This window comes from Paracoccus shanxieyensis (assembly GCF_009711265.1).
Taxonomy (GTDB): Bacteria; Pseudomonadota; Alphaproteobacteria; order Rhodobacterales; family Rhodobacteraceae; genus Paracoccus; species Paracoccus shanxieyensis.
Genome location: NZ_WMII01000031.1, coordinates 15741 through 27009, shown reverse-complemented (window position 1 = coordinate 27009; position 11269 = coordinate 15741). Strand labels below are relative to the sequence as shown.

Below are 11269 nucleotides of genomic sequence, written 5' to 3'. Positions count from 1 at the left end.
TCGGCCACAAGATCGACCGTGCCGGTGCTGAACTGGTGCGACGGACCATGCGCAGGCTCGGACGCAAAATGCGATCCGGACGAAACCCAGGCGCCCGCAATCAGGTGCTTGCCGTGAGGGGTGAATGTCATCGTGCTTCTCCCTTTTTTGCAATTCCGGTCATGAATGGCATCTTGGTATACCAGATGCAAGCAATCCCACGCGGCCCCTTTCTGTCGCGGCCTTCGCCATGCTAGGGCTGATGCAGAACAAAAGCGGATGCCGCAGATGAAGATCGCAATAGCGGGGCTGGGTTACGTCGGGATGTCGATCGCCGTGCTTCTGGCGCAATCCGACAAGGTCGTGGCGCTGGACATCAATGCCGCGCGGGTCGCGGCGGTCAACGCCCGCAGATCGCCCATCGAGGACGCCGACATCACCACATGGCTGGCCGAAAAGCCCTTGCAGCTTTCCGCCACGACCGACCCGGCCGAGGCGCTGCAAGGCGCGGAATTCGTCATCGTGGCGACGCCCACGAATTACGACACGCGCACGCATCACTTTGACACGTCCAGCGTCGAAAAGATCATCGCGCTGGCCCGCACCCATGCGCCCGACGCGACGATCGTGGTGAAATCCACCGTGCCCGTGGGCTTTGTCACGCAGATGCGCGCGGATACCGGCTATGACGGCATCATCTTTTCGCCGGAATTCCTGCGCGAAGGCCGCGCGCTTTACGACAACCTGCATCCCTCGCGCATCGTCGTCGGCGATCACGGCCCCGCCGCGCAGAAATTCGCCGATCTGCTGGTCGCGGGGGCGATCCGCAAGGACATGCCGGTCCTTTTCACCGGCCCGGTCGAAGCCGAGGCGATCAAGCTGTTCTCGAACACCTATCTTGCGCTGCGCGTCGCCTATTTCAACGAACTGGACAGCTATGCCATGTCGCGCGGCCTGAACACGCGAGAAATCATTCAGGGCGTCAGTCTGGATCCGCGCATCGGCGATCACTACAACAATCCCAGCTTCGGCTATGGCGGCTATTGCCTGCCCAAGGATACCAAGCAGCTGCTGGCGAATTACGATCAGGTGCCGCAGAACCTGATTGCGGCGGTGGTCGACAGCAACCGCACCCGCAAGGATTACATCGCCGACCAGATCATCGCGCGGCAGCCCCGGCTTGTCGGCGTGCACCGGCTGGTGATGAAGGCGGGGTCGGACAATTTCCGCGACAGCTCGATCCAGGGCATCATGAAGCGGATCAAGGCCAAGGGCATTCCCTGCATCGTCTATGAACCCGTCCTGCCGGAGGACCATTTCTTCAACAGCCCCGTGCTGCGCGATCTGGCCGAATTCAAGGACCGCGCCGACCTGATCATCGCGAACCGCATCACGCCGGACCTGGAAGACGTGCGCGACAAGGTCTATACCCGCGACCTGTTCGGGATCGACTGATGCGTGTGCTGATTACCGGATCCGCGGGCTTCATCGGCTATCACCTTGCCGAATTGCTGCTGGCCGAAGGCGCGCAGGTGCTGGGGCTGGACGCGCATGACCCTTATTACGACCCCGCCCTGAAAGCCGCGCGCGAGGCACGGCTGACGGCGCATCCCGGCTTTACCCCGCTGCGCGCCCGTATCGAGGATCCGGGCGTTCTGGCCGAAGCCTTTGCCACGCATCGCCCCGAAATCGTCGTGCATCTGGCGGCACAGGCGGGCGTGCGTCATTCCATCGACAATCCCCGCGCCTATCTGGCCTCGAACATCACCGGCACGTTTGAACTGCTTGAGGCGGCGCGCGCCCATCCGCCCCGGCATATGCTGCTGGCCTCGACCAGCTCGGCATATGGGGCGAACACGCAGATGCCTTACCGCGAAACCGACAAGGCCGATGCGCAGATGTCGTTCTATGCAGCGTCGAAAAAATCGACCGAGGCGATGGCCCACAGCTATGCCCATCTGTTCGGCCTGCCGATGACGATGTTTCGCTTTTTCACGGTTTACGGGCCGTGGGGACGTCCGGACATGGCGCCGTGGCTGTTCACCAGCGCCATCCTTCAGGGCCAGCCGATCAAGGTTTTCAATCACGGCGACATGCGGCGGGACTTTACCTTCGTCACCGATCTGGTCCGCGCGATCCGCCTGCTGATCGACGCGGTTCCGGGCGATGCGCCGGTCGGTCCCGAAGACAGCCTGTCCCCTGTCGCGCCGCATCGCGTGGTCAATATCGGCAATGGCAGCCCGGTCGAACTGCTGGAGTTCATCGCCGCGATCGAGGCCGCGACCGGCCGCACCGCCATCCGCAACCTGATGCCGATGCAGCCCGGCGACGTGCCTGCGACATGGGCCGACACCACGCTGCTGCGCCGCCTCACGGGATACGCGCCCCAGACGCAGGTGCACGACGGCGTTGCCGCCTATGTCCGGTGGTTCCGCAGCTATTACGGCTGACCCCTTGCGCCCGCGCTGCCGGATGCATAGGCTAATGGGCACTGATTTCTACACTTGGGGGGCCCCGCAACGGGGCTGAGAGGCGCCGGGCGCCGACCCATCGAACCTGATCCGGCTCATACCGGCGTAGGGAAGGGTAGAGCCGCAGGCCTTTCCCGGCAAGCTGCGCGTGCATATCCCCCTGATGTCGGATGGCCGATGACCACGAAAGGCGGGCCATGCCATATCCCATTGCCTTGACCATCGCCGGCTCGGACAGCGGCGGAGGGGCGGGAATCCAAGCCGATCTGAAGGCGTTTTCCGCGCTTCAGGTCTATGGCGCCTCTGTGATCACAGCCATTACCGCGCAGAATACCCGGGCCGTGACAGCGGTCCAGCCGCTGTCGCCGGATATGGTCGTGGCGCAGATGGATGCGGTTTTCGACGATCTGGACGTGGGCGCGATCAAGATCGGCATGCTGGGCGGCTCGGATGTGATCACAGCGGTTGCCGCGCGGTTAAAGGGGACCAGCATCCCCATCGTGCTGGACCCGGTGATGGTCGCGAAATCTGGCGATGCGCTGCTGCCCGATGACGCGGTGGACGCGCTGCGCGACCATCTGCTGCCGCTGGCCACCATCCTGACTCCGAACCTGCCCGAGGCCGCGCGGCTGCTGGGCACGCATCCCGCCGAAACACCCCGGCAGATGACCGGGCAGGCGGTGGCGCTGAGGGCCTTGGGTCCGACGCATGTGCTGATGAAGGGCGGGCACGCGGCGGGCGATATCTGTGTCGATCTGCTGGTCGGGCCGCAGCCCCTGACGCTGACCGCGCCGCGCCACGGCACCAAAAACACCCATGGCACGGGCTGTTCGCTGTCGGCGGCCATTGCGGCGGGGCTGGCCGCGGGGCTGCCGGTGCCTCAGGCGATCAGCCGCGCGCATGGCTGGCTGCAAGGCGCCATCACCGCCGCCGACCGTCTGGGCGTCGGCCATGGCCACGGCCCGGTGCATCATTTCCACGAGGTCTGGGAATGACCCCGATCACCATCCTTGGCGCGGGGGTTCTTGGCCTGTCGATCGCGGCGGAACTGACGGATCGCGGCATCACGCCGCGCATCATCGATCCGAATGGCGGCCCCGGCCCGCATGGTTGTTCGTGGTGGGCGGGCGGCATGCTGGCCCCGCATTGCGAAAGCGAAAGCGCCGAGCCTGCGGTCGTGCGCCTAGGCCATGATGCCGCCGCGTGGTGGCAGGGGCATGGCGCGCAGGTGACGCATCGCGGCACGCTGGTTCTGGCCATGTCGCGCGACCGGGCCGAGCTGGACCGCTTCGCCCGCATGACCGACGCGCATCGCCCCGTCACCGCCTCCCAGATCGAGACGCTGGAGCCGGATCTGGGCCAACGCATCCCGCGCGGGCTGTTTTACGACACCGAAGGTCATCTGAACCCGCGTCAGGCGCTGGCCGCGTTGCGCGACCGTCTGCCGCCGGTGGAAAGCCAAGGCGCGCCCGATGGCGGCCTGACCATTGACGCGCGAGGTCTTGCGGCCCGTGACGCCCTGCCCGATCTGCGCGGCGTCCGGGGCGAGATGATGGTGATCCGCTGCCCCGAGGTCCAGCTGTCCCGCACCATCCGCCTGCTGCATCCGCGCATCCCGCTGTATATCGTGCCGCGTGGCGACGGCATCTATATGTTGGGCGCGACCATGCTGGAATCCGGTGCGAAAACCCGCGTCACGGCGCGGGCGGCGGTGGAACTGCTCTCCTCGGCCTATGCGCTGCATCCGGCGTTTGCCGAGGCCGAGATCCTTGAGCTTGGCGCCGATGCCCGCCCCGCCTTTCCCGACAATCTGCCGCGCCTGCGCCGCCGGGGAAACACGCTTTATGCAAACGGCCTTTACCGCCACGGCTATCTTCTGGCCCCCGCCGTGGCCCGGATGGCGGCCGACCACATCACCCTTGGGACCAGACCGGAGTTCATGGATGAAGATCACCCTTAACGGAGAGCCGCGCGATCTGGCCGGTCCCAGCGTTCAGGACGTGCTGCACGAAATCGGTCTGGCCGAGGCGCGCGTCGCCACGGCGCTGAACGGATCCTTCCTGCCCTTGGCGCAGCGCGACAGGGCGCTGAGCGATGGCGATGTGCTGGAAGTCGTCTCGCCGATGCAGGGGGGCTGAGCATGCCGGAATTCTACGGAACCCATGTCGACAGCCCGCTGATGCTGGGCACGGCGCTTTATCCCTCGCCCCGGATCATGGCGGATGCCTTTGCGGCCAGCGGGGCGGGCATCGTCACCGTCAGCCTGCGCCGCGAGGCGGGGGCGGGGCAGGATTTCCATGCGCTGATCCGCGACCTGAACCTGCCGATCCTGCCCAATACCGCCGGGTGCCATTCCGTGCGCGAGGCCGTGACCACCGCCCAGATGGCGCGCGAGCTGTTCGACACGCCATGGATCAAGCTGGAAGTCATCCGCGACGATGACACGCTGTGCCCCGATGTCGTCGCCCTGATCGAGGCCGCGCGCATCCTGTCCGACGACGGATTTCAGGTCTTTCCCTATTGCACCGAGGATCTGTCGGTCTGCGGCCGGCTGCTGGATGCCGGCTGTCAGGTGCTGATGCCCTGGGGGGCGCCCATCGGCTCGGGGCGGGGGCTGAACAATCCGTATGGGCTGCGCAGCCTGCGCGCGCATTTCCGCGATGTGCCTCTGGTCGTCGATGCGGGCATCGGCCTGCCCAGCCACGCCGCGCAGGCGATGGAACTGGGCTATGACGCCGTGCTTTTGAACACCGCCGTCGCCAAGGCAGGCGATCCGGTCGGCATGGCGCGCGCGATGGCCTTGGCCATCGAGGCGGGCCAATTGGCCCATGCGGCAAATCCCATCGAGGCGCGCGATATGGCCGCGCCCTCGACCCCTTTATTCGGAATGGCGGTCCTTTCGTGAAACTTCCCCGGTTCTATCCGATCTTCGACAATGCCGCATGGCTGCGGCGCGCCCTGCCCCTGGGCGTCAAGCTGGTGCAGATCCGCATCAAGGATCAGGCTCCGGCCAGATTGCTGGGCGAACTGGCGCTGGCGCGCGAGCTGTGCCGCGAACATGGCGCGACGCTGGTGGTGAACGACCATTGGCGCGAGGCGATCCAGCTTGGCTGCGATTTCATCCATCTGGGGCAGGAGGATCTGGACACTGCCGATCTGCCCGCCATCCGCCGCGCCGGGATCCGGCTGGGCGTTTCGACCCATGACCATGCCGAACTGGACCGCGCGCTGGCCCTGCGGCCCGACTATATCGCGCTGGGGCCGGTCTGGCCGACGATCCTGAAACAGATGAAATGGGATCAGCAGGGGCTGGAGCGCGTGACCGAATGGCGCAAGCTGACGGGTTCGATCCCACTGGTCGCCATCGGCGGCGTGACGCCCGAGCGTGCCACCGAGGCCTTTGCGGCGGGCGCGGATGTGGCCTCTGCCGTCACCGACATCACGCTGAACGCCGATCCCGAAGGCCGCATCCGCGAATGGCTGCGGGTCGCGGCATGAACCGCTATGCCCGCCAGATGGTGCTGCCCGAGGTCGGGGCTGCGGGTCAGGACCGCATCTTAGCCGCGCATGTGCTGATCGTCGGCGCAGGCGGTCTGGGCGTGCCCGCGCTGCAATATCTGGCGGGCGCGGGCATCGGGCAAATCACGCTGATCGACGCCGATACGGTCGCGGAAAGCAACCTGCACCGCCAGCCGATCTATGGCATGGCGGATATCGGCCAGCCCAAGGTTCAGGCCGCAGCGCAAGCCGTGGCGCGGCTGGACCCCGCCGTGGCCGTCACGCCGCTTCAAGCGAGGCTGACGCCCGCCAATGCCCCCGAACTGGTGCGCGCCGCCGATCTGGTGCTGGATTGCGCCGACAGCTATGCGGCCAGCTATACGCTGTCGGATGCCTGTCTGGCACTGGGGCGGCCGCTGATCTCGGCCTCGGCGCTGGGGCTTTCGGGCTATGTCGGCGGGTTCTGCGGCGGCGCGCCCAGCCTGCGCGCCGTGTTTCCCGACGCCCCCGACAGCGGCCAGACCTGCGCCACGGCAGGCGTGCTGGGGCCGGTGGTGGGCATGCTGGGCGCGATGCAGGCGCAGATGGCGCTGGGGGTGATCCTTGGCATCGCCCCCTCGCCTCTGGGGCAGATGACGCGGCTGGACCATGGCCGCCTGACACAATTCCGCTTTGACACCGCCCCGGAAACGCCGGGGCCGCGCTTCATCGCGCTGGACCAGATCCGCGACAGCGATCTGGTCATCGACCTGCGTCCCGACACCGAGGCCCCGCAGACCGCCACGCCCGATGCCCTGCGCATCCCCGGTTATGGCGATACCGGCCCGCTGCCCGCAGACGGCCAGCGCGTCGTTCTGGCCTGCCGCTCGGGGCTGCGGTCATGGCGCGCCGCCGATCGACTTGCCCGCCGCTGGCCGGGCGAAATCACCCTTCTGGCTATGGGAGAGCCCGAATGAAACACCTGATCCCCGCCGCGCTGCTGGCGCTGATCGCAACCCCCGCGCTGGCCTTGGACAAAGTGACCCTGATGCTGGACTGGTTCGTGAACCCGGACCACGCGCCGATCATCATCGCGCAGGAAAAGGGCTTTTTCGCCGATGCGGGCCTTGAGGTCGAGGTGGTGGCCCCCGCCGATCCCGCCGATCCGCCCAAGCTGGTCGCCGCGGGACGCGCCGATTACGCCATCAGCTATCAGCCGCAACTGCATCTGCAGGTGCATGAGGGACTGCCGCTGAAGCGCGTCGGCACGCTGATTGCCACGCCGCTGAACTGCCTGATGGTCAAGGCCGACGGTCCGCAGACCATCGCCGACCTGAAGGGCAAGAAGATCGGCTATTCCGTCTCGGGGGTCGAGGATGCCTTGGTCGGCGCGATCCTGAAAACCGCCGGTCTGACCATGGACGATGTGCAGATGGTCAACGTCAACTGGTCGCTGTCGCCCGCGCTGATCGCGGGACAGGTGGACGCCACCATCGGCGCCTATCGCAATTTCGAGCTGACCCAGATGCGGCTGGAAGGCGCGCAAGGCCGCTGCTTCTTCGTCGAGGAACAGGGTGTGCCGACCTATGACGAGCTGATCTTTGTCGCCAATCCCGACCGGATGGACGTGGACCGCACCCGCCGGTTCCTGCACGCCGTCGAACGCGGCGCGCAATATATGGTCAACCATCCCGATGAATCCTGGACGCTGTTTTCCGGCACCGCGCCGGATCTTCAGGACGAACTGAACGCCGCGGCGTGGAAAGACACCCTGCCCCGCTTTTCGCAAAGCCCCGCCGCGCTGGATCAGGGCCGCTATGCCCGGTTCGAGGCGTTTCTGAAGGATGCGGGCCTTGTCCCCGAGATGCTGCCGGTCAGCGATCTGGCCATCGACGTGGGGGTAGAATGAGCTACGGCGCGACCTTCCCGCTGATGCGCGCCGCCGCCCCCGACTGGGACGCCTATGTGCGCCATGATTTCGTGCGCGGTCTTGGCGATGGCACGCTGCCGCAACCGGCCTTTCTGAATTATCTGGTGCAGGATTATCTGTTCCTGATCCAGTTTTCCCGCGCATGGGCCTTGGCCGTGGTGAAGGCGGGCGATCTTGAGGAAATGCGCGCCTGTTCTGCCACCGTCCACACGCTGCTGGATCATGAGATGTCGCTGCATATCATGACCTGCGCGGCGGCGGGCATCGACGTGGAGCACATGACCCGCACGCCCGAGGCGGTCACCAATATCGCCTATACGCGCTATGTCATGGATGCCGGGGTGCAGGGCGATTTTCTGGACCTGCTGTCCGCCTTGATGCCCTGCGTGCTGGGCTATGGCGAAATCGGCGCCCGGCTTGCGCGCGAGGCGGGCGATACGCCCTATCGCCCATGGATCGACACCTATGGCGGCGCGGAATATCAGGATGCCTGCGTCAAGGCGGGCGCGCTTCTGGACAGCGCCATCGCCAAGCGTCTGGGCGATGATCCGCAATCCAGCCCGCGCTGGCAGGCGCTGGTCGATCGCTTCGCCACCGCGACCCGGCTGGAGGCCGCGTTCTGGGAACTGGGGCGGTGACGGTTTCGCTGCGCGGACAGGCATGGGTCGGCGATCAGGTGCTGTTCGCGCCGGTCGATCTGGTGCTGCTTCCGGGCGGCTGGACCTGTCTGCTGGGCCCCTCGGGCGTCGGCAAATCGACGATCCTGCGGCTGATCGCGGGGCTGGAAACCGGCGTGCGCTTTCAGGGTCAGGTGACGCGCGCCGATCCCGTGGCGCTGATGGCGCAGGATGCCGGGCTGATCGGATGGCTGGATGTGCTGGGCAATGTCACGCTGGGCGCAAGACTGCGCGGTCAGGCGGTGGATCAGGCCCACGCGCTGGACCTGATCGCTGCCGTCGGACTGGCGGATCGCGCGACCTATCTGCCTGCGAACCTGTCGGGCGGCCAACGCCAGCGCGTCGCACTGGCCCGCACGCTGTATGAGGACCGCCCGGTGGTTCTGCTGGATGAGCCGTTCTCGGCGCTGGATGCCCGGACGCGGGCGCAGATGCAGGATCTGTCGGCGCGGCTGCTGGCGGGTCGCACCGTCCTGCTGGTCACGCATGACCCGCCCGAGGCCGCACGTCTGGGCGACCGCATCCTGCTGCTGCACGAAACCGGGCTGACGGCGTGGGATGCCCCGGCTCCGCGCGCGCCGGACGCAGCCCGCCCCTTCGACGCGCCCGAGGTTCTGGCGCTGCAAGCCGATCTGATGCGGGGGATGATGGCATGAAAACCGTGCCGGTTCTGATCTTGACGGTGCTGGCGCTGTGGCAGGGCATCATCTGGCTGGGTGATATGCCGCGTTTCCTGCTGCCCTCGCCCGCGGCGGTGGCTGAAGCGCTGTGGCTGAACCGCGCCGAGATCGCGCGCCATGCCGGCTATACCCTGACCGAGGTGGTGCTGGGCTTCGGGCTGGGTGCGGCGCTTGGCGCGGCGCTGGCTGTAGCGATGGGTTTCTCGGCCCGGCTGACCGGCGTGCTGCGGCCAATCCTGACCTTCAGTCAGACGATCCCGGTCTTTGCGCTGGCCCCGATCCTGACCTTGTGGCTGGGCTTCGACATGGCGCCCAAGATCGCGATGACCATGCTGATCGTGTTCTTTCCGGTGGCCAGCGCCTTTCACGACGGGCTGAGCCGCACGCCACAGGCCGCGCTGGATCTGGCGCAGGTCATGGGATCGTCGCGGCTGCGGATCATGCGCCACCTGCGCATTCCTGCGGCGCTGCCGTCGCTGGCCACGGGGCTGCGGCTGGCGGCGGTCTATGCGCCCATCGGCGCGGTGATCGGCGAATGGGTCGGCGGCGCGCGCGGACTGGGCGCGTTGATGATCCATGCCAATGGCCGAATGAAGACCGATCTGGTCTTTGCCGCGCTGCTGGTCCTGTCGGTGATGACGGTGATCTTTGCCCAGCTTGTCGCACGGGCGGTGGCGCGGATCTGGCGCCGATATGGGGTGTGACGCCCCGGCCTGAACCGGGGCGCCAAGGCGTCAGAACAGGCCCGACAGGCGGGTGTAAAGCTCATTCAAGGCCAGCGCGATGAAGGCCAGCGCGCACAGGACCAGCATGATGTTCGTGAACAGCTTGTTGCGCCATTCCGCGGGCACGCGGTCCGTGTTCAGGATCCACAGCAGCGTCACCGCCATGAAGGGCATGAACAGCGATCCCAGAACGCCATAGGCCAGGATCAGATAGACCGGGCGGCCCAGAAACAGCATGATCATCGGCGGGAAGGTCAGCCAGAAGATATAGAACTTGTAATAGCGTCCCCCCGACATTCGGTCGGGATCGTCATGCGGCTTGCCCTGCACATGGCCAAGGAAGTCAGCAAACATCAGGCTGACGCCGTTCCACACTCCGACCAGAGACGACATCGACGCGGCCCAGAACCCGACCAGGAACAGCTTCGACATCCATGTGCCATAGCGATCGCCCAGCACGCCCGCCAGATCGACCATGCCCTGATCGCCCGAGCCGATGGCGATGCCCGCCGAATACAGAAGCTCGGCCCCGACGATCAGCGTCGCCACGACGAAAATCCCGGTGACGGCATAGGCGATGCCGTTGTCCAGCCGCATGACGCGCATGAAGCGCGGCGTGGTCCAGCCCTTTTCCCGCAGCCAATAGCCATAGGCAGCCAGCGTGATCGTCCCGCCGACGCCGCCCGCGACGCTGAGCACGTTGATCAGCGCGCCTTCCGGAATATGCGGCACAAGGCCCGTCATGATTTCGGGGATGTTCGGCAGGGTCAGGGCAGCGGCGATGACCATGGTGATGAACATCAGGATGACCATGCCGGTCAGAACCTTCTCGAACAGGTCATAGCGGCCCGACCACACCAGCGCCGCGCCCGCAAGGCCCGACAGGATGCCCCATGCCGCAACGCTGAGGAACGGGAACAGCGAATACAGCGCCAATCCTGTCCCGGCCATCGCGGCGGCCCCATAGACGAAGCCCCAGATCACGATGTAAGGGCCGAAATACCAATGCGTCCAACGGCCAAGACTGCTCCAGCCCTCGAAGATGGTATTTCCGGTGGCAAGGCTGTAACGGCCCGCACCTTCGACCAGAATGACCTTCATGATACAGCCCGCAATGACGGACCACAGCAGCGCATAGCCGTATTTGCTGCCTGCCACCGTCGTCGCGATCAGATCCGCCGCACCCACGCCGGTTGCAGCCACGACCAGACCGGGGCCGACAAGGCTCCACTTCGGTTCGGCTTGCTGATTGCTCATCCCGCCTCCTCCTTTTTTATTTCAGTTTGTGCGTCCCCCAAGCGGCAAGTCGCAAAGGCTCTGCCATACCGGG

At 66.1% G+C, this 11269-nt stretch carries 13 protein-coding genes and 1 riboswitch; of the genes, 12 read left to right on the top strand and 1 reads right to left on the bottom strand.

The features are described from left to right. Window positions 1-267 precede the first annotated feature (267 nt). The 12 genes from GL284_RS19475 (at window position 268) to GL284_RS19420 (ending at window position 9918) form a co-directional block, all read left to right on the top strand. Complete coding sequence (locus GL284_RS19475; protein ID WP_155046140.1) at window positions 268-1434, top strand: nucleotide sugar dehydrogenase; 1167 nt, start codon at window positions 268-270, stop codon at window positions 1432-1434. Beyond that, complete coding sequence (locus GL284_RS19470) at window positions 1431-2429, top strand: NAD-dependent epimerase/dehydratase family protein (protein WP_155046139.1); 999 nt, start codon at window positions 1431-1433, stop codon at window positions 2427-2429. The genes GL284_RS19475 and GL284_RS19470 overlap by 4 nt, the downstream gene beginning before the upstream one ends. A gap of 45 nt (window positions 2430-2474) precedes the next feature. Next, window positions 2475-2579, top strand: a riboswitch (TPP riboswitch). Window positions 2580-2647: 68 nt separating this feature from the next. After that, window positions 2648-3445 (top strand): bifunctional hydroxymethylpyrimidine kinase/phosphomethylpyrimidine kinase, encoded by a 798-nt coding sequence (gene thiD / locus GL284_RS19465; protein WP_155046138.1) that lies wholly within the window; start codon window positions 2648-2650, stop codon window positions 3443-3445. Then, on the top strand, window positions 3442-4410 hold the full coding sequence (locus GL284_RS19460) for an FAD-dependent oxidoreductase (protein ID WP_155046137.1): 969 nt from the start codon (window positions 3442-3444) through the stop codon (window positions 4408-4410). The genes thiD and GL284_RS19460 overlap by 4 nt, the downstream gene beginning before the upstream one ends. After that, window positions 4394-4588 carry a sulfur carrier protein ThiS gene (thiS, locus tag GL284_RS19455; RefSeq protein ID WP_155046136.1) on the top strand — a complete coding sequence of 65 codons (195 nt, stop codon included), beginning with the start codon at window positions 4394-4396 and terminating at the stop codon, window positions 4586-4588. The genes GL284_RS19460 and thiS overlap by 17 nt, the downstream gene beginning before the upstream one ends. A gap of 2 nt (window positions 4589-4590) precedes the next feature. After that, window positions 4591-5355 (top strand): thiazole synthase, encoded by a 765-nt coding sequence (locus GL284_RS19450; RefSeq protein WP_155046135.1) that lies wholly within the window; start codon window positions 4591-4593, stop codon window positions 5353-5355. Beyond that, window positions 5352-5948 carry a thiamine phosphate synthase gene (locus GL284_RS19445; RefSeq protein WP_341870511.1) on the top strand — a complete coding sequence of 199 codons (597 nt, stop codon included), beginning with the start codon at window positions 5352-5354 and terminating at the stop codon, window positions 5946-5948. Before GL284_RS19450 ends, GL284_RS19445 begins: the two co-directional genes overlap by 4 nt. Beyond that, entirely contained in the window at window positions 5945-6904 is a 960-nt protein-coding gene (locus GL284_RS19440) for a HesA/MoeB/ThiF family protein (protein WP_196216819.1), read from the top strand. The genes GL284_RS19445 and GL284_RS19440 overlap by 4 nt, the downstream gene beginning before the upstream one ends. Further along, window positions 6901-7836 carry an ABC transporter substrate-binding protein gene (locus GL284_RS19435; RefSeq protein ID WP_155046133.1) on the top strand — a complete coding sequence of 312 codons (936 nt, stop codon included), beginning with the start codon at window positions 6901-6903 and terminating at the stop codon, window positions 7834-7836. The genes GL284_RS19440 and GL284_RS19435 overlap by 4 nt, the downstream gene beginning before the upstream one ends. Then, window positions 7833-8495 (top strand): thiaminase II, encoded by a 663-nt coding sequence (gene tenA / locus GL284_RS19430; RefSeq protein ID WP_155046132.1) that lies wholly within the window; start codon window positions 7833-7835, stop codon window positions 8493-8495. The genes GL284_RS19435 and tenA overlap by 4 nt, the downstream gene beginning before the upstream one ends. Beyond that, window positions 8492-9190: an ABC transporter ATP-binding protein gene (locus tag GL284_RS19425; RefSeq protein WP_341870510.1), complete on the top strand. Its 699-nt coding sequence runs from the start codon at window positions 8492-8494 to the stop codon at window positions 9188-9190. Before tenA ends, GL284_RS19425 begins: the two co-directional genes overlap by 4 nt. Beyond that, complete coding sequence (locus GL284_RS19420; RefSeq protein WP_155046130.1) at window positions 9187-9918, top strand: ABC transporter permease; 732 nt, start codon at window positions 9187-9189, stop codon at window positions 9916-9918. The genes GL284_RS19425 and GL284_RS19420 overlap by 4 nt, the downstream gene beginning before the upstream one ends. Before the next feature lie 30 nt (window positions 9919-9948). On the opposite strand, the gene GL284_RS19415 is transcribed toward GL284_RS19420, so the two are convergent. Continuing rightward, window positions 9949-11196, bottom strand: a complete 1248-nt coding sequence (locus GL284_RS19415) for an Nramp family divalent metal transporter (RefSeq protein ID WP_155046129.1) — start codon at window positions 11194-11196, stop codon at window positions 9949-9951. Between the last annotated feature and the right edge of the window lie 73 nt (window positions 11197-11269).